Here is a 24,637-nt window from a genome sequence, read left to right on the forward strand (position 1 = left end):
AGCTATACCGATCCGCCCCTGACCACCGTGCGCCAGCCCGTGCAGTCCATGGTCACCGCCGCCGTCGACACTCTTGTGGAGACCGTCGTTGCGACCCCGGCCAGCCATTCGGAGCTCATCTTCCAGCCCGAACTCATCGTGCGCGGCTCGACCGGCTCCGGCCCCAGGGTGCTTCGCTGAGCTGTGCGGAGTCCCGTGCTCGCAGGCGCGGGCCACATGACTGATCCGCAGCCGCAGGCATGACGCGAAAGACGGTAAAGCCTCACAAGGAGATGAACGCTTTTCCCGAAAATCGAAGAGCTGTCACCGGTGTTTTCTCGGGCGACATGAAATCTCTCATGTCGCCATATTCTGATTCCTGAAAAAGCATTTAAGTGCTCTTCCTCGCGAACTGGTCGCGCAGATTTCCGATCCATTGCAATCGCGTTGAATCCTATGTAACCTCCCGGAAACGCTGAATTATTCCAGCGAAACCGGAGGACCTCGTGGTCCGTATTCTCCGTCCCCCACCCAGGCGCGCCGCCCGCGCATCCGCGAGGCGAGACATTTACCAGACCCCCGCCAGAACGTCCGGGGAAAGCCCTTCAACGCCGTGATGTCCACGCGGCCGTGAAAGCGTGGCGCCGACCGGCGTGACGGACCGGCCGGCGCCCTTCGAGGAGATTCCCGCCCTGCGAAAAAGGAGTCAGAGTGCGAAGAAAAGCCCTCTGGGCGCCGATGCTGACCGCGTTGGCCGCCGTCGTCCCCGCCGCGGTCGTCGCGCTGGGCGTCGGGCCGGGCCCGATGGCCGCCGCTCCGGCCGCGGCCACCACCGCGGTCTCCACCACCGCGCCCGCCTCCGCTGAGGAGCGCACGACCATCGTCCAGCTCTTCCAATGGCCATGGAAGTCCGTGGCCGCCGAATGCGAGAACGTTCTGGAGCCCAAGGGCTACGGAGCCGTGCAGATCTCGCCCCCGCACGAGCACATCGTGCTCGACCGTCCCGGTCGCGACCACGAGGCCTATCCCTGGTGGCAGGATTACCAGCCGGTCAGCTACCCCCACCCGGATGCCGCGGGCGACTGGCACAAACTCACCACCCGCCGCGGTGACGCCGCCGACTTCAAGGACATGATCAAGCGCTGCCACGCCGCAGGCGTCAAGATCTACGCCGACACCATCATCAACCACATGACCGGTGCCGACGGCGGCCGGGGCAGCGCGGGAACCGTCTTCCCCGACCGGCACACCTACTCCGGCCTCTACTCCGACCGGGACTTCAACGACTGCCGCCGCGACATCGACGGCGACAAGGGCGACTACCAAATCCGGGAGGTGGTGCAAGGCTGCCGCCTGGCCGGTCTGGCGGACCTGCGCACCAGCAGCCCCTACGTACAGCAGCAGCTCGGGCGGTACCTGAAGAACCTGGCCGCCCTGGGCGTCGACGGCTTCCGCCTCGACGCCGCCAAGCACATCCCCGCCGGGGACGTCGCGGCCGTCTTGGCCCAGATGCGCGAGCAGATCACAGCAGACCCGGACTTCGAAGGGACCAGGAACCCCTACATCTACCAGGAGGTGCTGTGGGGCGCCGATGAGGCGGTCCACCCCAGCGAGTACCGCGGCAACGGCGCCGTCAAGGATCTCCAGGTCAGCAACCATCTGTCGGAGAAGTTCTGGGAGGCCAGCACGCGGGAGAACGGCATCCACGGCCTGCATGCCTACCCCAACGGCTGGGGCGACCGGATGGAACCCGGCGACGGCGCCGTGGTGATGATTGACAACCATGACAGCCAGCGCGACGCGCTGCCGAAATCGGCGGGCGGCTACAGCCGCAAGATCCTCACCTACAAAGACGGCGCGCGTTACCGGCTGGCCAACGTCTTCCTGCTGGGCTGGGACCACGGCACCCCGCTGGTGATGTCCAGCTTCGCCTTCACCAGCCGCAACACCAGCCCGCCCCGCCACGGCGACGGCACCACCGAGCAGGTCGAGTGCGACGGCACCGAATGGATCTGCGAGCACCGGTGGTCGGAGACGGCCGACATGGTGGGCTTTCGCAACGCGGTCGCGGGCACCAGGGTCAACAAGACCCTTCCCCAGCCGGAACAGGACTGGTACAGCGACTACAGCGAGGGCGACGCCGGCGGGAAGATCGCCTTCAGCCGGGGCGACAAGGGCTACGTGGTGATCAACCGTGACCCCGGCTCCGGCTGGAACCGGACCTACAAGACCCGGCTGCCGGCCGGCACCTACTGCAACGTGATCAACGGCAGGTACGACCCCGCGACTCGGACCTGCGGCAACGCCTCCAACATCATCAAGGTCGGGGCCGACGGCACCTTCACCGCCGACGTCCCGGCCATGAGCGCGCTGGCCATCCACGTCGGTGCGATCCACGACCCGGGCGAAGCCCAGCCGGTCGACGTGACCTTCACTCTGTCCGGCGAGGTCCCGGCCGGGGAGAACGCCTACGTGGTCGGCAATGTCGCGCAACTGGGCGCAGGCGATACCGACAAGGCCGTCAAGCTGAGCGAGACCGGCGACGCCCGCTCGGCGCGGGTTCCCGCCCTGGCCCCCAACACCCGGGTGACCTACCGCTACTTCACCAGGAACGCCGACGGCGAGATCACCGAAGATCCGTTCGGCGATCGCACCTTCCAGACCCCCAACAGCGGAACGGCCACCCGCAGCGACGCCTGGGGCGAGAAGCCACGCGGCGACGTCGAGGTCACCCACAGGCTGATCGCCACCACGGTCCCCGGGCAGGACGTCTACGTCGCGGGCAACATCCCCGAACTGGGCGGCTGGGACCCGGCCAGGGCCGTCAGGCTCACCACGGGCCAGGACACCTACCCGCAGTGGAGCGGGAGCGTCACGCTCAAGCCCGGCACGGCCGTCGAGTACAAGTACATCAAGAAGCACGGCGACCAGGTCGTCTGGGAACAAGGCGCCAACCGCGTGTTCACCGTCCCCGCCGAGGGTGAGGTGGTCCGCGACGACGGCACGTTCCGCGGCGACCAGGGGCAGAAGGCGGTGACCGGCAAGTACAACATCCACGCCCACACCCAGCTGGGACAGAACCTGTACGTGGTGGGCGACATCCCAGAGCTGGGGGGCTGGGACCCGGCCAGGGCCGTCAGGCTCACCACCGACCAGGGATCCTATCCGCGCTGGTGGGGCTCGGCCAGCCTGCCCGGCGGCATCCGGATCGAATACAAGTACCTCATCCGTCAGGACGGCAGGGACACCATCTGGGAGCAGGGCGGCAACCGCGTCGTCACCACTCCTGCGAACGGTGAGTACGTCTTCGACGACGGCTGGTTCCGCCGCTGATGTCCGCACCGCTCCGGCGGCGGCTCGCCGTCTCGCCGGACCGATGAGTGAATGAACCGTCCGGGCCTCCGCCGGCAGAGACCTTCCGGCGGGGCCCGCGTGCCGTAGAGAGGTTCGGATGAACGACGAGGATCTGCAGCTGCTGGCCGCGGCCCACGGTGTGGCGACCGAGTACGAGGGATGGCGGGGACGGGTACGGGTGCCGCGCCGGACGGTGGTCGCGGTCTTGAGAGCGCTGGGCGTGGATCCCGCCGCACCGCCGGTCCCGCACGCGGTCAAGCAGGCGGCAGGGTCTCCGGTCTCGCACGTGCTGCGGGGTCCGGCCAGGGAGGCGGCCGGGCCTGCGGCCGCGTCGCGCGGCCCGGCCCTGCCGGAGCCCGCCTGGGGACTGATGGTCCAGCTGTACTCCCTGAGGTCCTCCGGTTCCTGGGGCATCGGCGACCTGCACGACCTGGGGGTGCTCGCCGAATGGGGCGCGCGGGCGCACGGCGCCGGGTTCGTTCTGGTCAACCCGCTGCACGCGACCGAACCGGTGCCGCCGCTGGAGGCCTCGCCGTACCTGCCGGTGAGCCGTCGCTATCGCAGCCCGCTCTATCTGCGCCTGGAGGACGTGCCCGAGTGGTCCCGCCTGGAGCCCGCCGAGCGGGAGGGGTTCGACAAGCGCCTGGCCCGGCTCAAGGAGCGCAACCGCACGCTGGACCCACTCGACCGCAGCGGAACCTGGGCGGTCAAGCGCCAGGCGCTGCGGCTCATGCACCGGGTGCCTCGCGATGGCGCGCGGCAGGCCGCCTACGCCGAGTACCGGCGCATGGAGGGCGAGACGCTCACCCGGTTTGCGACCTGGTGCGCGCTCGCGGAGGCGCACGGGCCCGACTGGCGATCCTGGCCTGCGGCGCTGCGCGATCCGCAGTCGGCGCAGGTCGCCGAGGAGCGGAAACGCCTGGCCGAGCGGGTGGACTTCCACATCTGGCTGCAGTGGCTGCTGGATGGGCAGCTCGCCGCCGCGCAACGCCGGGCGCGCGGGGCGGGCATGGCGATCGGGATGATCCACGATCTGGCGCTGGGATCCCAGGCCGGCGGGGCCGACACCTGGGCGGACCCGGAGCTGGTGGTACAGGGCGTCTCGGTGGGGGCCCCGCCCGACGCCTACAACCAGGCGGGGCAGATCTGGAACCAGCTGCCGTGGCACCGGCGGGTGCTGCACGCGCGATCGCACCGGCCCTACCGCGAGCTGGTCCGCGCGGCGCTGCGCCACGCGGGCGGGGTACGCATCGATCATGCGCTCGGTCTGTTCCGGCAGTGGTGGGTGCCTGAGGGACTGCCTCCGCAAGAGGGCACGTACGTCTCCCTCGACCACCGGGCCTCGATCGCGGTCATCGCAGAGGAGGCGGCCCGTGCCGGCGCCGTGGTCGTCGGGGAGGACGTGGGACTGCCGGAGCCCTGGATGCAGGATTACCTCGCCGACCACGGCATCCTGGGCACCCCCGTCCTCTGGGAGAGGACGGACGGGGCGGGAAGGCCGCTGGCGCCCTCCGCCTGGCGGGAGGCGTGCATGGCGACGGTCGCCACGCACGACTATCCGCCGGTCGCCGGCTACCTGGCGGGTGACCCTGTCACGTTGCGCGCCAGGTTCGGCCTGCTGACCCGTACGGCCGAGGCCGAGCGGGCCGATGCCGCGCGGGCGCTGGGCCGGTGGCGGTCGGCGCTGGCCGGGTTGGGCCTGCTGGATCCCGCGGCCGACCCCGGCGACGCGGACGGTTTCACCGTGGCTCTGCACGAATTCCTGTCGCGTACGCCTGCCCGGCTGGTGGCGCTCTCGCTGGCCGACGCCGTGGGGGAGCGGCGCACACAAAACGTTCCGGGGACCGCCGGGGAGTATCCGAACTGGCGGGTGCCGCTGGCCGACGCGGGCGGCGCGCCCGTCCTGCTCGACGACCTGGTCGCGGGCCGGAGCCGCCTGCGGTTGTTCCGCCGCCCGCAGCGATGAGGGAGCACCGGCGAGAGCGGTGAGGGCTCCCGCCGGCGCCCCCGTCAGGACGCGGTGAGCAGGAACTGGCCGGGCTGCGAGCGCAGGTGCCGCGGGCGGGACGGCCGCAGCCCGGCCTCACCCAGCCAGGAGCCCAGCTCCTGCGGGGTGTACAGCCGGCCGCCCTGGGTGTGCAGCAGGTTGAGCTCGAAGCCGCGCAGGAAGACCTCGTGCGCTCCGGAACCGGGTTCCTGCGTGCCGGAAGGCGCGCCGTGCGGGTCGATGTCGAGGACGACGAGCCTGCCGCCGGGGGTCAGCAGGCCGGCTGCCCGGTCGATGAGCGTCCGCGCCGGTTCCTCGGCCATGCCGTGCAAGACGTTGAAGAGCAGCACCGCGTCGTGACGCCCCACCTCGGGGCCGAGGCGGAGAAGGTCGCCGGGGTGGAAGACGATCTGGGCGGCGAGCCCGGCGGCGGCCACGGCCGGGCGGCCGAGCGCCACGGTCGCGGGATGGTCGACCACGGTCGCGCGGCGGCCCGGATGGGCCCGGCACAGCGCGATGGCGTGTGTCGCCCGGCCGCCGCCCAGGTCGAGCAGGCGGCACTCCTGCGGCAGGTCGGCCAGCCGGGCCACCTCCTGGCTCATCGAGGAGGCGATGCGGTCCTGCAGGTCGTGGAAGGCGCGCAGGGTGCCGGGCCGTCCGGCGAGCCACGAGTAGAAGTCGGCGGCGGGTATCCCGGTGCGCAGCGACTCCATCAGGTCCGGCCACAGCCCGGTCATAACGTCGTGCCAGAACGCCATGGTCTGCGCGTATTCGCCGCGGGTGGCCGGGGTGATCCAGGCTGTCGCCGCGGGCCCGTTGGCGTAGCCGCCGTGCTCCTCGGCGAGGTATCCGGTGCGGACGAGCAGGTCCAGCAGGACACCCAGTCCGTGCGGGTCCGCTCCGAGTTGCGCGGCGAGTTCCCCGGCCGTGCGGGGGGCGGCCTGCGCCAGGGCGTCGAAGACGCCCAGCCGCAGGGCCGCCACGGCGGCGTGGCAGGTCATGGCGGACAGGACGTCGAGCCACGGCGCCGGGGCGTCGTGGGTCTGCAGGAAGCTGCGGGCCTCGGCGGCCGACAGGTGGAGCGGCATTCAGTCTCCCTCGGTTCCACGGTCGTGCATGCCGGACGGGGCGGATGCGCCCTCCAGCGCGGGCTCCGCCAGGGCGCGCAGAGCGGGCAGGCGGGCGGTGAGCGCGGCCAGCGCCAGCATCGCCGCCCCCGTCAGCAGGAACACCGCTGCGATGCCGCGGCCGGGCCCGGTGCCGGTCAGCGCGCCCACGCTGGAGGCCAGGGCTGCGCCGGGGCGCAGCAGCGGTTCGGCCAGGCGCTCGGTCAGCGGCGCCGCACACAGGTACGCCACCGGCATCGCGAGCTGGCCGAGGGTGGTGAAGGTGCCCATGACCCGGCCCAGCCGCTCCGGCTCGATTCGCATCTGCATGATCGTGCGCCCGCATGCCTGCACCACCGGCAGCGTGAACAGGAACACGGCGGCCGCCACGCCGACCGGCACCGGCGCCGGCCACGGCGCGTGCGCGATGAGTGCGACACCGCCGACGGCCGTGAACACGGTGACGCCGGTCAGCGTGCGCCGCGGTCCGCCCCAGGCGGTCATCAGCACACTGCCCGCCAACACCCCGCAGCCGCCCGCGAGCATCAGGACGCCGAGCGTGGAGACGGACGAGAACGACAAGATCAGCGGCTGGATGAGCACCCCGGCGGCGCCGAACAGGAAGTTGTAGGCGGTGAAGACCAACGTCAGTTCCAGCAGGCCGCGACGGGAGCGCAGATGACGCCAGCCGTGCAGCAGGTCGGCGCGGAGCGCCGGGGGCTCGGCTGGGACCGGTGGCCTCAGCACGCGTGCGGGCAGCCGGACCGCCGACAGCGTGGTCACCGCCAGCGCGAAGGTGACCAGGTCCAGCAGGATCACTCCGGTCACGCCGACGGAGGCCAGCAGGGCGGCGGCGATGACCGGTGCGCAGACCTGTACGGCGAAGCCGAGCTGCATCAGCCCGTTGATCCTGCCCAGCTGCCGCTCGGCGACCAGCAGGGGCGTCATCGCCTGGTAGGCGGTCAGGTGGAAGGCGCCGCAGACGGCGCCGATCGTCGCGCTCGCATAAAGGTGCCAGACAGCCAGATCGCCGGTGTGCGTGAGCACTCCGACCGCGGCGGTGGGCAGGGCGTTGATCGTGTCGGCGGCGATCAGCACGCGGCGGCGGTCGAACCGGTCGGCCACGACGCCGGCCAGCGGCCCGGCCAGGATGCCCGGCAGCGTCGAGGCCAGCATGAGGAGTGCGAAGGCGGTCACCGATCCCGTCGTCTGCAGGGTCCAGACCCCTAGGACGAAGGTGGACAGGGCAGATCCGACGGTGGACAGCAGCGAGGTGCACCAGATCCCGGCGAAGCGGAGCAGATCCCCGCCGTGCTTGGCCGGTGGCGCGAGGGCGCTCACGCGCGGGCCGCCCGGCGCAGGCGCCCGTCCGCGGTCAGCGCGTCCAGATAGACGCCGAGCAGTGTGCCGTCGGCGGGCGGGCAGACGATCCCCGCGGCGGCCAGTGTGCGCTCCGTGGCCGAGCAGTCGAAGCCGGGCCGGGACGGCTGCGGCTCCGCCTCGGGCAGCATGGTGATGAACGGCGCCAGCGCCGGCTCCCGACCGGCGGCGAGACTGTCGTGCAGGGCGGCGCGCCAGCGGGTCCACGGAACGAGCTCGACCGGGTGGCCGCGGGCGGTGAGCGCGGCGGCGATCTCGGGATATCCCACCGTGGCGCTGTTGAAGTAGTGGAAGTCGCGCCCGGTCGCGGCGGGGTCGGCGACCAGGTGGGCGATGGCGGCGGCCACGTAGTCGACCGGGGCGAGGTCCTCGGCGTGCGGCAGGTCCGGCACCTGGCCGAGCTGGGCGAAGGTGAGGAGCATCCGGATGAAGTAGTCGCCGGGGTTGCCCCGGCCGCTGCGGCTGTGCCCGCTCACCCGGGCGGGCCGGTGCACCGAGACGCCGAGCCCGGCGCGGCGCGCGGCGCGGGCCAGCCGGTCGGCCGCCCACTTGCTCTGCTCGTACGGGCCGGGCAGCCCGGCCGGATCGTCGGGCGGATCGTTCTCGCTGACCCCTCGTCCGGACCAGGACGGGGTGAGGTACACCCCCAGGGTGGAGACGGCGTGCACGGACGCGCCGCCGAGCGCCGCCAGGCGCAGCACCTCGATCGTGCCCCCGACGTTCACCGGCCGCAGTCTGGCGTACGGCTCGGCGAAGTGCACCAGCCCGCCGTTGTGGCAGACCGCCTCGACCCGGGCGGCCAGCTCGGCGAAGGCCGCCGGATCCATCCCGAAGTGCTCGGATCCCAGATCCCCGGGCACACCGACAAGCCGGTGCAGCGCGAGGCCGGGGCCGTACCCGTGGGTGCGCAGATTTGCGCGCACGCGCTGTAGCGCCTGCTGCGGGGTTGCCGCACGGACCAGGCACACGACGGTGGCGGTGGTCCGGCAGAGCAGTTCGGCGACCAGGTGCGCGCCGAGGAACCCGGTCGCGCCCGTCACCAGGATCGTGCCCGGCGGCCGGTGCGCCGGTGCGCCGGAACCGGGCACCCGGTGCGGCGCCCCGGAGACGTGTACCTGCGGTGATGTTTCCGCGCCCACCCGCGGCGGAGTCTCTGGGCGCGCGTGCCGCGGTGTTCTCGCGAGCACCTGCGGCGGCAGTGTCTCCGCACGCAGCACCGCGGCCATCGGATCGTGACCCGGTCCGGCAGACGCGGCGGATCCGGCCGCCAGGACCAGCTCGGCCAGGGCGGCCAGGTCAGCGGTCTCGAACAGCGCGCCGAGCGGCAGCCGGGCGCCGAGCTCGCGCTCGACGGCGCCCAGTACCCGGGCGGCCAGCAGGGACGTGCCGCCCAGGGCGAAGAAGTTGTCGCTGCGGCCCACCCGGCCGATCCCGATGACCCGCGCCCAGATCGCCGACAGCGCCCGCTCGACCGGTCCCTGCGGCGGCACGTGCCCGCCGTCGGCCGGCGGTTCGGCCGGCGGGGGCAGCGCGGCCTGGTCCACCTTGCCGTGCGCGGTCCGCGGGATGCGCTCCAGCGGGACCAAGACGCCGGGAACCAGCGCCGCGGGCAGCCGCTCGCGCAGGAAACGCCGCAGTTCCCCGAGCGGGACCGGGGCGGGCGCCACGTAGGCGACCAGCCGGTCGCCGTCGGCGAGGACGGCCGCGTCGCGGACGGCCGGATGCGCGGTCACCGCGGCCTCGACCTCGGCGGGCTCGACACGGTGGCCGCGGACTTTGACCTGCCGGTCGATCCGGCCGAGGAACTGCAACGTCCCGTCGTGCCGGTATCGGGCCAGGTCCCCGGTCCGGTACATCCGGTCGCCGGGCCGGCCGGAGAAGGGGTCGGGCACGAAGCTGCGCGCGGTCGCCTGCGGGTCGCCGAGGTAGCCGCGTGCCAGGCAGTCACCGCCCAGGTACAGCTCGCCGGGCGCGCCCGCAGGCGTGAGCCCTCCGGCGCGGTCGAGCACGTAGGCGCGCACATGCGGCAGCGGCCGGCCGATCGGCAGGTGTTCCTCCCCGGACGGCCGGGCGGTGACGTGCCAGGTGGTGGCGCAGACGGTGGCCTCGGTGGGACCGTAGTGGTTGACCAGGGTGACCCGGCCGCTGGTGGCCTCGGCCCAGGCCTGCGCCGATCGGACCGGGACGCGTTCCCCGCCCACCGTCATCAGCCGCACCGGCCAGTCGGTCGGCACCCGTCCGGGGGACAGGTCCTCGGCCCACTGCCGCCAGAGCGAGACCGGGGCGTCGACGACGCTCACCCGGTGCCGGGAGCAGAAGGCCACCAGCTCCGCCCCGTCCACCCGGGCGGGCTCGGGGTGCAGCACCAGCGCCGCACCCGACGTCAGGGCCGGGAAGAGATCGCCGACGGAGGCGTCGAAGGTCAGCGGCGGCACCATCCAGATGCGGTCACCCGACGTGAGTCCGTGGTCGTCCCGGAAGGAGCGGGTGAACCGCGCGAGCGTGCCGTGGGTGACCATGACCCCCTTCGGCCGTCCCGTCGATCCCGAGGTGTAGATCACATAGGCCAGATCCCGGGCGCCGGACGCAGCCGCCGGGACCATCGGCGCGTCATCGGCCGGGTGGGCGGGGGACAGGAGCACGCCGCGGTAGCCGGGTGGGGCGGTGTCGGCGATCACCACCGGGACGGCGGCCTCGGCCAGGATCGCGGCGTTGCGGTCGGCCGGGTCGGCCGGGTTCAGCGGCAAATAGGCGCCGCCTGCCCGGAGCGCGGCGAGGATCGCCACGACGGCCTCGGGCCCGGTCGGCAGCACGATGCCGACGGGCGTGCCGGGGCCCAGTGCCGCGGTGACCCGCAACCGGGCGGCCAGGTGCCGGACCCGCTCCTCCAGTTCCCCGTAGGAGATCTCGCCCTCAGGAGTGATCACCGCGGGGGCGTCCGGCCGTTGCGCGGCGCGGGCCGCGATCAGCTCGTGGACGGGTGCCTCGGGCTCCTGCGGCGCCTGGCGCCGGTCCGCGGGCTCTTCTGCTTCCTCGCCGTTCCGGCCGGGACCGCGCCGAAGGACGCCCGCGCCGACCAGGTCGCGCTCGCGCTCGTCCAGCAGCGGCACCCGCCACAGGCGCTGTCCGAGGTCGTCGGCCATCGCCTCCAGCATCCGCACCAGGTGGCCGCCGAACCGCTCGATGGTCTCCGGCTCGTACAGGCCGGTGGAGTAGGTCAGGTTCAGGCGGGCCCGGGGGCCGAGTGTGACCATGACGTTGAGGTCGAAACGCGCCACCTCGGGTGGCAGGTCCCACGGGGCGGCGGTCAGGTCCGGCAGCGACCGCTCGGCCTCGCCGGTGTCCTGCTCGAACACGAGCATGGTCTGGAAGAGGGGGTTGCGGTTGAGCTCCCGGGGCGCCGCCGCGGCCTCGACGATCTCCTCGAACGGCAGCGACCGGTGCGTCAGGGCGCGCAGCAGGGAGGAACGCGCCTCGCCCAGCACGTCGAGCAGGGACGGGTCCCCCGGCAGCCGGGTGCGGATCGGCAGTGTGTTGACGAAGAAGCCGACTGCGTTCTCCAGGTCGGGCAGGTCGCGTTCGGCGGCGACGGAACCGACCACGATGTCGTCCTCGCCGCTGTGGCGGGCCAGCGTCGCGGTCATGGCCGCCATGAAGATCGTGAAGGGGGTGCAGCGTTCCCGCCGGGCCAGTTCCCGCAGCCGGCCGGTCAGCCCCTGCGGCAGTTCGACCCTGCATTCGCAGCCGTCGGAGGAGAGCCCGGCCGGTCGCGGCCGGTCGGCGGGGACGCTTTGGAGTACCGGGGCCCCGCGCAGGTAGCCGGCCCAGAAGGCACGGTCGCGTTCGTGCGCGGGTGCCCGCCGCGCGGCCAGCCAGGCCGCGTAGTCGGTGAACTGGGCCGCAGGGGGTCGCGTCTCGGCGGCGCCGCTCAGCAGGGCCGCGTAGCGCTCGAACACCTCCTGCATCAGCAGCGCGAGGCTGGGGCCGTCGCAGACGATGTGGTGCAGGCTCCACATCAGCAGGTGCTCGTGCGGCCCGAGCCGCAGCAGTAGCACCCGCTGCAGCGGGGGCCGGTCCAGCCGGAAGCCGCGGGCGTGGAACTCGCGTGCGCGTTCACCGGCCCGCTCCCGCCGGATCTGCGCTGTCGCCCCCTCCACCTCCGATATCTCGCACAGTGCGGCGCATTCGGCCGCGGTGAGGTCGTGGACGATCTGCACCGGACCGGCGGGACCGTCGGCGATCGAGACGCGCAGCACCTCGTGCTGCCGCATCACCGCGGCCATCGCGGCGATCAGCGCCTCCTCGTCGAGTCGGCCGGAGAGCAACCGGTTGGCACCGCACAGGTAGGCCGGGCCGCCGTGACCGGCCCGGTCCAGGAACCACAGTCTGCTCTGGGCCGGGGTCAGCGGGATCGGCGTGCCGGGTGCGCGGCGGGGCAGGGGGGCGGGACGGTCCGTCATGCCGCGCCTCCGCCGAAGCGCTCCAGGTAGGCGGCGTGGTGTCGCGGGTCGCCGGACAGGAACGGCTCGTCGCTGGCGATCATGTGCCGGATCGCCAGCAGCGGGACCGGGCTGCGCAGCGGCCGGAAGGCGGGGTTGCGCAGCCCTCCCTTGTCCGGCGGGCCGTCGTGGAACTCCCCGATCATCAGCCCGGAACGGGTGTAGCCGTCCTTGAGCCGCCGCTGCGCCTCGTCGATCAATCCGCGGCTCTCCGGGGGCAGGTCGGGGAAAAGCACCAGGATCGTGGTGAAGAGCGCGCCGTCATGGGTGCGGGGCGCCAGGTCGGTGAACCATTCCCGGTAGGGCTGCATGGAGCGGACGATCTGCTCGGCGCTCCGCGGCCGGCCGGGCCGGACCGCCAGGTAGAACCGTCCACGGGTGAGGGAGCCTTGGGCATAGGGGCAGACTGCGCCACGGCGGCCCAGGTCGGGATGAGGGGCGCACAGGTAGGAGCCGGCCCAGTCCACGATCGCCCGCAGCGCCGGGCGGTGGCGGTCGATCACGGCGCCGGTCGGCAGCCGGTCCAGGTCCGCCGGCTCCAGGAGCCGCAGGCCGGGGTCGTCGGGGTGGAAGATCACGGTCGTGCGGGTCCTCTCAGCAAGGGGGTTTGCGGGCACCGCGCACCGCGGCAGCGGTCAGGGCCGCGGTGACGGCCGTCGCGCCCGCCCAGCGGAGCATCCGGTCCTGGTGGCGCGCCCGCCGCAGCGCCTCTCCGTAGGGCAGCGTGGTGTGGGAGACCATGGTGTGCAGCGGCGCCCAGGCGGCCGGGAACAGCCGGTGCAGGGCGTGGTCGATCCGGCTGCGGGCCAGCCGCAGCGGTGAGCGGGTCCCGTCGCGCAGCTCGGCGAAGTTCTCCGCCGACAGCGCGGCGAGCACGTCGGTGTGCGGCTTGCGCCGCCGCTGGTAGTCGGCGAAGGCGGCGGCGCGGTCGCGGGGGTGGCGGTCCAGGCATTCGTCCAGGACCAGGCAGTCCTCCAGCGAGGAGTTCATGCCCTGGCCGTAGAAGGGGTAGACGGCGTGTGCGGCGTCGCCGACGAGCACGACCCGGTCGCGGTGGTGCCAGGCGGAGGTGCCGACGGTCACCAGGTGCCCGACCGGACGGGATGCGTACTGCTCGGTCAGGTCCGGGACGATCGCGGCGAAGCCGGGGAAACGTTCGGTGAAGAACGCGGTGACCGTCTCGTTCCCGGCCAGGGTGGTGAAGCCGGGCTCGCCCCGGTGGGGCAGGAAGAGCGTCGCGGTGTGCGAGGCGTCGACGTTCGGGTGCGCCACGATCAGGCCCTGCCGGGCAGGCCAGAGGTTGAGTGCTTGCGGCGGGACTCGGGACCGGCCGCCGGCGCCGGGCGGGATGGTCAGTTCCTTGTAGCCCCAGGCCAGGAACTCCTGCCGGTAGTCCACCGGTCGGCCGTGCTGGACCAGCCGCCGTACGGTGGAGAACGCGCCGTCGGCGCCCACCACGAACGACGCCCGCACCCGGCGGGTCAGGCCGGCCTCGGTGACTGAGAGCAGTCCTTGGTCCGGGTCGAGCCCGACGCAGCGGGCGCCGAAGAACAGACCGATCCCCGGGTGGGCCGCGGCCCGCTCGACCAGCCGGGCGTTGAGCTCGTTGCGCCGGATGGAGTGGAGGATCTCCTGCGGGTCCCTGCCGTAGGGCTGAAACAGCCGGGCGCCGCCCGGCCGGTGGACGACCCGGCCGCGCATCGGCACCGTCAGATCCGACAGCGACGTCCACAGTCCGATGCGGCGCAGGGCGCGGATGCCCCGTGCCGAGACGCCCAAGTTGACCGAGCGTCCCTCGCCGGCCGGGCCGGTGCGCGGATCGGCGCGGCGCTCGTACACCTCCACCCGCAGGCCGCGCTCGGCGAGCAGGATCGCCAGGAGGGTTCCGGCCAGCCCGGCTCCCACGATGGCGACGGGATCCTGCGGATGTCCGCCGTGCCCCGCGGTCATCGTCCCTGCCGCCCATCGTGCAAGGGGGCGGCGAGCGCGGCGCGGTCGAGTTTGCCGTTGGGGGTGAGCGGCAGCTCATCCAGTTCCAGATAGCGGCCCGGGAGCATGTGGCGGGGCAGGGTGCGCGCCAGGTGGGCGCGCAGTCCGCCGGGATCGATCGGGCGCCGCGGCACCAGGTAGGCCACCAGGGTGTCGCCGTGTACCGCGGCCGCGGCCGCGGCGACCCCGGGATGCTCCAGCAGCGCCGCCTCGATCTCGCCGAGCTCGATCCGGTGGCCGCGCAGCTTGACCTGCTGGTCGGTGCGGCCCAGGTACTCGATCCTGCCGTCGGCGCGGTAGCGGGCCAGGTCCCCGGTCCGGTACAGCCGCTCACCCGGGGCGCCGAACGGGTCGGGCACGAACTTCTCGAGGGTCAGCTCGGGGCGGTCCAGGTAGCCCTCGGCCAGGCCGGCGCCGGCGATGCACAGCTCGCCGGGCACGCCGACGGGCACCGCTTCCAGGTGCCGGTCCAGCAGGTAGATCCGGGTGTTGGCGAGCGGGCGGCCGATGGTGATGCGGTCCTCGGACGGGTCGATCTCCTCCATGGTCGACCAGATGGTGGTCTCGGTGGGGCCGTACATGTTGAACAGCCGGCGGGTACGGGCGGCGAGATCGCGGGCGAGAGCGGCCGGCAGCGCCTCCCCACCGGCCAGAGCGGTCACCGAGGGGGCGTTCAGGCCGCATTCCAGCAGCATCCGCCAGCCGGAGGGCGTGGCCTGGACGTGCGTCACCCCGTGGCCGGCGATGAGCTCGACCAGCTCCCGGCCGTCGCGGACGGCGTCGTCGTCGGCGAGCACGATCCGGCCGCCGCTGATCAGCGGCAGGTAGAGTTCCAGCGCGCTGATGTCGAACGACAGCGACGTGGCGGCCAGCCATACGTCGCCCGCGCCGCTTGCGAGCCGGTCGCCGACACTCAGCAGCAGGTTGGCCAGGGCGCGGTGCCCGATCCGCACGCCCTTGGGCAGGCCGGTCGAGCCCGAGGTGTAGAGCACATAGGCGAGGTCGTCTGCGGCCGGCGGCGGAAGCGGCCCGCCGCCGGCGGGATGCGGACCGTCATCGGTGGCGGGCCGGAGGTCGTCGAGATAGACCACCTCGCCGGCGTGGCCGGGGAGCCGCTCGCGCAGATGCCGCCGGGTCAGCAAGATCGCGGCCCCGGAGTCGGACAGGACGAACGCGAGCCGGTCGGCCGGATAGTCGGGGTCCAGCGGCAGGTAGGCGGCCCCGGTCTTGGCCACCGCCAGCATGGCGATGAGCGCGTACGGCGAGCGGTCGCAGCACAGCGCCACAAGCGAGCCGGGTGCGGCCCCGGCCCGCCGCAACCGGTGCGCGAGCCGGTCGGATTCGGCCTGCAGCTGCCGGTAGGTCAGCTCGGCGGGCCCGGACGGCGCTCCGGTCGGGCGGACCCGCCGGGCGGTTGCGGCGACGCAGGCGACGGCGTCGGGGTGCAGGGCGGCCCGCTCGGCCAGCAGTTCGACGATCGTCACCGGGGGCAGGTTCCGGCCGGTGGCATTCCACGCGTGCAGGGACATCCGGCGTTCGGCCGCATCCATCAGCGGCAACTCCGCCAATGGCAGGTCCGGGTCGGCGACGGCCGCGGCCAGCAGGGTGCGCCAGTGACGGCCGATGCGCCCGGCGGCGGCGTGGGACAGCACCTCGCGGTTGTAGCGCAGGCCGACCCGCAGCTCGTCGGGGCCGTCGGTGAGGTGGATGCGCAGGGCGCCGCGTACCGCGTGGCTGCCGGGGACCCAGTCCGCGGTGACGGCGAGTCCGGGGAACCGCGGGAGCCGGGGGCCCTTGAGGTAGCTCACCGTGACCGGCGGCAGCACGGCGGAGGGGCGGCTGCGGGGCACGGCGCGGGTGAGCGGCACCTCGCGGATCCGGTACAGGGCGCGCAGGTCCGAGGGCACGCCGTTGTCCGCCCGCAGGCTCTGCACCAGCCGCCGCAACGTCCAGTCCGGCTCGAAGGCGGGGAAGAGCGGCAGCTCGTTGGCGAACACGCCGATCCGGTCCCGTGTCGCGGCGTCGCGGGTGCCCAGGTCGATCCCGATGGGAGCCCCGGCGTTGCCGTACCGGTGCAGGAGCGTCTGCCAGCAGGCGAGCAGGATTTCGAAGCGGGTGGCGCCCAGCTCGCCGGCGACCTCACCGAGCCGCTGCGACAGGCGGCGCTCCACGGTGAAGTCCGCGGCGGCGCCGGGCCCGGCCTGCGGGACGGGTCCGGTCAGTTCGGGCAGCACGGGTGCGGGAGGTTCCCGCCACAGGCCGTGCCAGTAGTCCCTGGCCTGCGGCAGCAGGGCGGCGATCCTGGCCTCTGCGGCGGCGGCCAGGTCGAGATCGGGCAGTTCCGGCAGGCCGGAAGGCTCTCCGGTGATCTCAGCCTGGTAGAAGGCGGCCAGGTCGCGGACGAACACGGCCTTGGACTCACCGTCGAAGACCAGGTGGTGGGCCGTCAGCAACAGCAGGCAACGCTCCGGCCCGGTCCGCACGAGCCGGATCCGGGTCAGCGGCCCGCCGCTCAGGTCGAAGGGGCGCGCGATCTCCTCGGCGCATCGCCGCTGCAGGCGGCCGGCCCGCTCGGCGGACGGCAGGCCGGACAGGTCCTCAACGGCGACGGCCGGCGGGGGCGTGGCGGGGACCAGGTGGGGGATCCCGTCGTGTTCGACGACGGCGGAGCGGAGGATCCCGTGACGCTCCAGGACGGCGGCGCAGGCCGCGCGCAGCGCCGCCAGGTCGATGCGCCCGCTGAAGGTGAGCGTGAACGGCATCGTGTAACAGGTCCCGGTGCCGCCCAGCTTCTCGGCGAACCAGATTCCGTTCTGCGCCGGGACGGCCCGGACGCTAGGGGTGTCCGCGGCGGTCATGGTGTCCGCGGCGGTCATGGTGTCCGCGGCGGTCATGGTGTCCGCGGCGGCCGATCGCGGCCGGGTAAGCAGCTCGCGCACCCGACTCTTGAGGACCTTCCCGGCGTCGTTGCGCGGCAGCGCGCCGACCAGCTCCAACCGGGTGGGCAACTGGTGGCGGGCCAGCCGCGCCGACAGGAAGTCGCGCAGGTCGTCGGGGTCCAGTTCACCGCCGGGCCGTACGGCGGCGCCGACCGTGGCGCCCATCACGGGGTGTGGCAGGCCCACGACGGCGGCCTCGGCGACGGCGGGGTGTTCCAGCAGCGTGGCCTCCACCTGGACGGTGGAGACCTTCAGCCCGCCGGTCTTGATGACGTCGCTCTCGCGGTCGATGAGGTACAGGTAACCGTCGGGGTCGAGGAAGCCGAGGTCTCCCATCCGCACCCAGTCACCGGTGAACATCTCGGCGCTGCCCCGCGGGTCCCCGTAGTAGGAGCGGGGCGCGGCCGGGCAGCGCAGCCGGATCTCCCCCACCTCGCCCGGTGGCAGCACCTCGCCCGCCGGACCGCAGATCCGCAGGTCCCGGGAGTCGGTGGCGCGGCCCAGCGCCGCCGGGCGGCGCGGGTCGACGACCATCATGGTGCGGGCCGGGGCCGACTCGGCGGACATGTAGCAGTTCACGACCGTGGCGCGGGGGAAGGCGCGGGTCAGCTCCAGCGCGACCGAGGGCGGCAGCGCCGCGGTGGAGGAGCCGAGCAGCAGCACGCTCGACAGGTCGTGCCGTTCGTGGGCGCGCGAGCGCAGCAGCTCGACCGCCATCGCGGGCACCAGGAACACGGTGCCCACCCGGCGGCTCTCGATCAGCGAGCAGAACGCCTCGGCGTCGAAACCTGCCTGCGGCAGCGCCGTCGGGTGCGCGGCGAGCGCGTCCAGCAGCATCATCTGCCCGGCGTTGGTCCCGATCGGGAAGGCGTGCAGGAAGTACTCCGAGTGCGCGTACGGCCGCTGCCGCGGGCGGGGGCCATAGCCGAAGGTGAGGTTGGCGTGGCTGGCCACCACCCCCTTCGGCGTGCCGGTGGTGCCCGAGGTGAAGACGATCTGCGCGGCGTCCTGCGGGCGGATGCGGACGCCGAGCGGCCGGTCGGCGTCGCCGTCGAGGTCGCCGACGGCGAGCGTCGGGGTCGGCACGTCCAGCGCCGCCGTCCGCTCTGCGCGGACCAGGACGGCGGCCGCGCACAGGCCGAGCACGTCGCCGATCTCGGCGGGGGCCAGGCGATCGGAGATCGGCACGGGGACGAGCCCGGCTTTTTGGGCCGCGCAGTAGGCGACGGCGAAGTCGATCCAGTCCCGGCCGCCGAACAGCAGGCCGACCCGGTCCCCGCGCAGCAGTCCCCGATCGAGTAGCGCGTGCGCCGCGGCGCTCGAGCGGCGCTCCCACCCGGCGAAGGTCAGGACCCCCTCGGGGGTGAGCATCGCGGCACGGTCCGGCTGGTCGTGGGCGCGCGCGGCGAGCAGCGCCGGAACCGTTCCCGCCGCCCCCGGAGCGGGCGCGCTCATCGCCTGGCCGCCTCGACCCATCTCACCTGTCCGGCCAGGCTCGGCCGGTCGAAGGCGAGTGACGGCGAGGCCGCCACGCCCAGGCGCTCGCCGACGAGCACGGCCAGCTGCGTGGCGCGAAAGGAGTCCCCGCCGAGATCGAAGAAGTCATCGTCGGGGGAGACGGCGGCGACGGCGAGCACCTGCCGCCAGATCGCGGTCAGAATTTGCGTGGTGTCGGTGGACATTGCGCTCTCCAGGCTGTCCGGAAAACGTGCGGGGGAGGGGAGGCGGTTCACTCGGCCCGGGCGGCCCGGACCGCCGCGGCGATCCCGGGGATGGTCGGGTCCTCGTAGAAGACGTACAGCGGCAGATCGGCTCCCAGCCGGGCATGGACGCGCACGGCGATCTGATTGATCGTCAAAGAGTGCGCCCCGAGTTCCAGCAGGTCCTCCTGTGGGCCGATCCGGGTCAGGCCGAGAACCTCGCACCAGATCTGGTGGATCTGCAGCTCCAGGCCGGTGAAGGCCGGCTGCTCGGTGACGCCCGGCTCGGCGGGCGGCGTGACGGACGGCGTGACGGACGGCGTGACGGACATGGTGGGTGTGGCCTTTCGGTCGGAGGAGGGGGAGGGACGCCCACGGCGCGCGGCCGGACGCCGGCCGGGGTCGGTGACCATGACCCTGATGTGGTCGCAGAACGACTCCGCCAGCAGGGCGGCGGTCCTGGGGGCGTATCCGTAGGCGTTGTAGACCACCGCGGCGGCCATCGAGCCGTCGCCGCGCTCCTCGATGACGAGGGTGGGCGCGCTGAGGTCCGCGGTCCCGGGTGGAGCGGCCCAGTCCAGTTCCTCGGGATCGCGCGGCAGCGGGAACGGTTCAGAGGGCAGGCCGGGCAGTTGCGGCCCCACTCGCCAGCTCTCGTAGTGGATGCGGGAGGGGTAGGGGATCTGCGGGCGCAGCCGGTGGTAGGCGTGGGTCTGGTGGGCGAGGGCGTCGAGGACGGCCGCGCGGGTCCGGTCGAGCAGTTCGCCGTAGCCGGGAGCGCCCCCGGCGTCTATGCGTAGGTACATCGACTGGACCAGGCAGCCCACGATGCCGTTGTGCTCGGGGAGGGTGCGTCCGGGCACCGGTGACATCAGCACGATGTCCTCGGAGCCGGTCCAGGCGGCCAGCAGCGCGGTCCAGCAGGCGGTCACCGCCATGAACGGCGAGGCGCGCCGGGCGCGGGCCGCGGCCCGCAGCCCGGAGCCCAGCGCGGCGTCGATCTCGAAGCGGTGCACCCGCCGCCGGAACCGGACGGCCGGGCGGCGGCCCGGGAACGGGCCGAGCGCGGGCGGGGCCCCGCGCAGCAGGGCGTCCCAGTAGGGCTGGTTGAGCGACCACTGCCGACGGGTCCAGGCGCAGTACGCGCCGTAGGTCATGGGCAGCGGCCGTAGCAGGCGCAGCGGGTCGGGATGTTCGGCGCTCAACGCGGAGTACAGCACGCCGAGCTCGGTGAGTACGATGCCCATCGACCAGCCGTCGAAGGCGAAATGGTGGACCGAGAGCACCACCACGTGCGCCCGGGGGGCCAGCTCGATGACCAGCGCGCGGACCAGCGGGCGGCGCGTCACGTCGTTCATCCGCATGCGCTCGGCGTGGGCCAGCCGTACCGCCTCGGCCTCCCGCTCGGCGGGGGTGTCGCCTGCCGCCCGCACGAGCCTCACCTCGGGTTCGAGGGTGTCGGCGATCGCTACTTCCAGCGTGCCGCCGGCGGCACGGCAGGTGGTGCGCAGGGCCTCGTGCCTGAGTGTCAGCAGGGTGAGGGCCCGCCGCAACAGGTGCGGATCGAACACGGCGGTGAGGCGCACCGCCACCGATACCGAGCCGGCGTCACGCGGCGGATCCGACTCGAACATCCACTGCAGGAAGTCCTCCTGCTGGGTGCTCAGCACAGCCTGGACGTGCGGCATCGGCGAACCCCTCTGAGGGAGCGGGCGGGAGACGGGCGGCGTCGGCCGGGGGCCGTGCGGCGCCTTCCCAATATCCCGATCTCGGACAACCTTTTCAATGGATTTCAGTAAGTTTCAAGAAACTTACTGAAAGAACTGACAAGAGTTGCCGGTTGCCGTCCTCTGCTCCGGCGCGGCGACGCCGCGCCGGAGCAGAGGTGCGTCAGAAGCGGGGAGTGATGTCGATGCTCTGGCCGCCGGTGCCGGTGTGGTCGGCGCCGATCGACCAGCGGGTGTCGTTGATCAGGGGTTTGAACCGGAACCCCTGCCCGGCGGGGATCCCGTGGATCTCGCACTCCCACAGGCCCGCCGCCTTGCCGACGCATTCCTGCCCGGTGTCCCAGCGCAGCGGGGCGGTGTCACCGCGCAGGGTGATCCGGTTGCCCCATCCCGCGTCGTAGTGCACCCGTACCACCGTGGTGGCGCCGGTGGCGGCGCGGACCCGGTAGGCCCGGCGGACGGCGTGCACGACGGTGTTGCCCGCGGCGTCGGCCAGACTGACGCGCAACGACACGTGGCCTTCGGCGGCCGGGTTGGCGATGGTGACCCGGCCCAGCACCCCCGGGGCCGGGGTGATCGTCAGCGGGCTCCAGGTGGCGCCGTCGTCGAGGGAGACCTCGGCCCCGGTCGCCGACACCGCGCCCGAAGGCGTGCCGCTGTGCCCGAGGAGCACCTCGGTGCGCGATCCGCCCGCCGCGCGGTTGGCCTCGTCCAGGCCCAGGGCGGTCAGCCGGGGCACGAACAGCGGATTGTCGACGTACTCGGAGGTGCCTTCGGAGGTGAACCTCCAGGTGGTGTCGATCCGGGTGGCCAGGGCGGCGTCGGCGGCGTCCCTGGTCACGGCGGCGGTGAGGGTGTAGGTCTCCCGGGCGGTCGGCAGGGCGTCGACGTAGCCGTAGACGCCGGCGCTCCACTGGGCGAGCTGCTGTCCGCCGCGGCTGAGGGTCATGGTGCCGGCGACCGGGGTGGAGGCCCATCTGCGCGGCCCCGCGTCGGTGAACCAGGAGATGTTCGGGATCGACATGAAGTCCAGCCGGCGGGCGCCGGTGGCGCCTTCCAGCAGTGGACCGCTGACCGCGCCGTTCCAGACCTCGGTGTCGTCCCGGCCGGGGCCGTACTCCCGGTCATGGGCCACCAGCCAGTGCCCGCCGAAGCGCAGCCCGGCGCTGTAGACGCCGGGGCTGCGGTACTCGGTGACGGTCGAGGGCAGGGCGACGGGGAAGGTGTGCATCAGCGTGGGCAGGCCCTCGGAGACCATGCCCACTTCGGCGGTCCCGGCGGCGGGTGCCGCCTGCGAGCGGTAGACCACGTTCACCTTGGTCAGCTCGGCCTTGGTGAAGGCCCGCCGCGGGTCGGCGGGGACCCCGGTGCGGACGTCGGCCACCCGGTAGACGTACGGGGTGGGTGCGTCGTCACCGGAGCCGTCCTTGTCGAAGACCGCCCGGGCGCTGTAGCCGACGCCGGCGTCCTGCAGCGGGACCACGGCCCAGCGGCTGTCGCCGGAGAGGTTGCCTCCCTCCGACAGCGCCATGCGGCCGCCCACCCTGACGCTCAGCGACAGCGACCGCGCCACCGGGCGCGCGGCGTTCTCGTCCACCGTGAGCTCGACCTGTCGGCCGGCGCGGGCGTCGATGGTGGCGCTCGTCACGGCGTCCGGCTCGGTGACGGTCACCTTCTGGACGGCGGCGGTGTAGGTGAGGTCGTCGGGGGTGGCGGGGTAGATCGTGGTCGCCAGATAGTGCGTTCCTGCGGGCAGCAGGAGGCGGCCCCTGCCCGCCTTGAAAGCGGCCCAGGTGACTTCGCCGGTGGTGCCGTCGACCGCGGCCACCGAAGCCGAGGCGGGCTCGCCCCGGCGGTCCAGCAGACTCACCTCGACGTTGTAGCGCGCCTCCTCGTACAGCGCCAGCGCGGTCTTGGCGACCACGGTGCCGCCGGCGTCGGTGGCGGTGAGCAGCCCCAGCTCGCGGCGCTCCGCGCTGCCCGCGCTGCGGTAGGTGAGGGTGACCTCGGCGCTGCCGCCGGCGGGCACCTCCAGCCGGTCGGCGCTGAGCGTGACCGATCCGGGCGTCGTGGTGGTGGCCAGCCTCAGCGACACGGTCGAGGCGCCGGTGTTGGAGTAGGTGACGGTACGGGTCGGCGCCTCCTGCGGGCGCGGCCAGGGCTGGACCAGATGGACCGAGGCGATGCCGGGTGTCACGGCGGCGGTGACGGCCGCCTCGGCGTCAACCCGTCCCAGTCCGTAGCGGTCGGAGGGAACGTTCTGGGTGCCGGCGTGGGCGGTGCTCATCAACGCGGCCTTGAGCCGCCGCCCGTCCCAGTCCGGGTGGCGCTGGGCCAGCAGCGCCGCCGCCCCGGCCACGTGCGGGGCCGCCATCGAGGTGCCCGACAGCGCCCGGTGGCCTCCGCCGGGGAAGGCGGCCACGATCCCGGCGCCGGGCGCCATGATGTCGGGTTTCATGACCTGGTCGTCTCGGCGGGGCCCGCAGCTGGAGAAGTCGGTCACGCTGTCGTCGCGGTAGACGGCGCCGACGCTGAGGGCCGCGTCGGCGGTGCCCGGGGATCCGACCGTGCTGCCGCCGAAGCGGCAGTGGCTGTTGCCGGCCGAGATGGTGAACAGCGCCCCGGTCTCCTGCGACAGGTCGTTGACCGCCTGCTCCAGCGGGTCGACGCCGGGCTCGTCCGGGTGGCCCAGACTCATGTTGATCACTTTGGCTCCGGCGGTGCGCGCCGCCCACTCCATCCCGGCGAGGATCGCCGATTCGGGGCATCCGCCCACGGTGCAGACCTTGCCGACGGCGAGCTTCACCCCGGGCGCGACGCCCTTGTAGGGGGCGTTCTGCCCGGCGATCGTGGCGGCGACGTGTGTGCCGTGGCCGACCTCGTCCCCGGGACCGCCGCTGGAGGTGAAGTCGGCGGAGCTGGTCACCACCCCCGCCAGGTCGGGGTGGTCGGAGTCGTAGCCGGTGTCGAGCACGGCCACCGTGACGCCCTCGCCGGTGTATCCCGCCGCCCAGGCCTGCGGGGCGCGGATCTGCGGGACACTCTGGTCGAGCGTGATGCGCAGCGTGCGGTCGAGCCAGATCTTGGTGACGCCGCCGCGGAGGCTGCGGGCCTCCGCGGCGGCGCCGGTGATCGCCTTCCACATGCGTGCGGGCCGTTCGGCGCGTACGGCGCTCACCCCGAGGCGGGGCAGCGCCCGCACCACTTTCGCTCCGGTGCCCAGTGCGGTTTTCGCCCGGTCGGCCCTGTCGGCTCCGCGGGAGTGCTGCACCAATACGGCGGGCGTGCCGCCGGAGCCGTTGTCGAGCAGGGCGTTCAGGTCGAACAGCGCGGGATCCAGCCGGTCGGCGGCCAGCAGGGCCGCGGTGTCGGAGGGGATGACCGACAGCTGACCCTCGCCCTTCGAACGGGTCAGGAAGGTGATGTGCCCGCGGCCTTCTCCCGGCGTGATCCGGTAGGAGGCGATGCCGCGGGGTCCGCGGCCGACGGTGACGGTGTCGCCGGTGACCAGGGTCAGCTTCACCGGCCCGGCCGGAACGTTCCCGCCGGGGCTGGGCGGCGCCGCACCGGGCGCAGGAGGCGCCGGGGACGAATCGGCGGATGTCGGCGGAGCGGTGATCACGGTCGTGGCGAGGACGGTGACGGTCAGTGTATGGAGAAGCGCACGGGGAAGGCGTCTCAGCATGATGACCCTTCTTGCGAGGAGAGGATGTAACTTTCTGCAATTTTCATTAGATCATTCTTCGCCGACTGAAGATGCGCGATCATCGTGGGCCGGGCGAACAGCGTGCTGATCCCGCTGTGGGGCCCATCGCCGCCCGGGCGAAGACGCGCCGCGCGCTTCCCGGCCGGCCTCGCTTCCACGGGGCTGCTCGCGGTCGGCCACGTGCCCTCGCGCAGCGGGCCCCGGACGGCCGGGGCGGAGATCTGCCGGCCGCTCACCTGGCGGAAGGCTCATCCCTGCGCACGCCGGTGAA

Annotated in this window: 12 protein-coding genes; 3 read left to right on the top strand and 9 right to left on the bottom strand. The window is 73.2% G+C overall.

Features of this window, described 5'->3' with window-relative positions:
- The 3 genes from Psi01_RS41330 to malQ form a co-directional block, all read left to right on the top strand.
- Window positions 1-180: substrate-binding domain-containing protein (locus Psi01_RS41330; RefSeq protein WP_204069669.1), on the top strand; the 180-nt coding region annotated here is incomplete at its 5' end.
- Window positions 181-690: 510 nt separating this feature from the next.
- Window positions 691-3,312: a carbohydrate-binding module family 20 domain-containing protein gene (locus tag Psi01_RS41335; protein WP_204069670.1), complete on the top strand. Its 2,622-nt coding sequence runs from the start codon at window positions 691-693 to the stop codon at window positions 3,310-3,312.
- 118 nt (window positions 3,313-3,430) lie between these two features.
- Window positions 3,431-5,299, top strand: coding sequence for a 4-alpha-glucanotransferase (malQ, locus tag Psi01_RS41340; RefSeq protein WP_204069671.1), 1,869 nt, complete (start codon window positions 3,431-3,433; stop codon window positions 5,297-5,299).
- Between the two features lie 44 nt (window positions 5,300-5,343).
- On the opposite strand, the gene Psi01_RS41345 is transcribed toward malQ, so the two are convergent.
- From Psi01_RS41345 to Psi01_RS41385, 9 genes are all read right to left on the bottom strand, one after another.
- Entirely contained in the window at window positions 5,344-6,408 is a 1,065-nt protein-coding gene (locus tag Psi01_RS41345) for a methyltransferase (protein WP_204069672.1), read from the bottom strand.
- Window positions 6,409-7,767, bottom strand: coding sequence for an MFS transporter (locus Psi01_RS41350; RefSeq protein WP_204069673.1), 1,359 nt, complete (start codon window positions 7,765-7,767; stop codon window positions 6,409-6,411).
- Window positions 7,764-12,266, bottom strand: a complete 4,503-nt coding sequence (locus tag Psi01_RS41355) for a non-ribosomal peptide synthetase (RefSeq protein ID WP_204069674.1) — start codon at window positions 12,264-12,266, stop codon at window positions 7,764-7,766. Before Psi01_RS41355 ends, Psi01_RS41350 begins: the two co-directional genes overlap by 4 nt.
- Window positions 12,263-12,883, bottom strand: a complete 621-nt coding sequence (locus Psi01_RS41360) for a DUF6875 domain-containing protein (protein WP_204069675.1) — start codon at window positions 12,881-12,883, stop codon at window positions 12,263-12,265. Before Psi01_RS41360 ends, Psi01_RS41355 begins: the two co-directional genes overlap by 4 nt.
- 16 nt (window positions 12,884-12,899) lie before the next feature.
- Window positions 12,900-14,255, bottom strand: a complete 1,356-nt coding sequence (locus Psi01_RS41365) for an FAD-dependent oxidoreductase (protein WP_204069676.1) — start codon at window positions 14,253-14,255, stop codon at window positions 12,900-12,902.
- Window positions 14,252-18,688 (bottom strand): amino acid adenylation domain-containing protein, encoded by a 4,437-nt coding sequence (locus Psi01_RS41370; protein ID WP_204069677.1) that lies wholly within the window; start codon window positions 18,686-18,688, stop codon window positions 14,252-14,254. Before Psi01_RS41370 ends, Psi01_RS41365 begins: the two co-directional genes overlap by 4 nt.
- Complete coding sequence (locus tag Psi01_RS41375; RefSeq protein WP_204069678.1) at window positions 18,685-18,915, bottom strand: phosphopantetheine-binding protein; 231 nt, start codon at window positions 18,913-18,915, stop codon at window positions 18,685-18,687. Before Psi01_RS41375 ends, Psi01_RS41370 begins: the two co-directional genes overlap by 4 nt.
- 47 nt (window positions 18,916-18,962) lie before the next feature.
- Complete coding sequence (locus tag Psi01_RS41380) at window positions 18,963-20,621, bottom strand: condensation domain-containing protein (protein ID WP_239128419.1); 1,659 nt, start codon at window positions 20,619-20,621, stop codon at window positions 18,963-18,965.
- A gap of 202 nt (window positions 20,622-20,823) precedes the next feature.
- Complete coding sequence (locus Psi01_RS41385) at window positions 20,824-24,183, bottom strand: S8 family serine peptidase (protein WP_204069679.1); 3,360 nt, start codon at window positions 24,181-24,183, stop codon at window positions 20,824-20,826.
- Window positions 24,184-24,637 lie beyond the last annotated feature (454 nt).

The organism is Paraplanobispora siamensis, from assembly GCF_016863175.1.
GTDB classification, from domain to species: Bacteria; Actinomycetota; Actinomycetes; order Streptosporangiales; family Streptosporangiaceae; genus Planobispora; species Planobispora siamensis.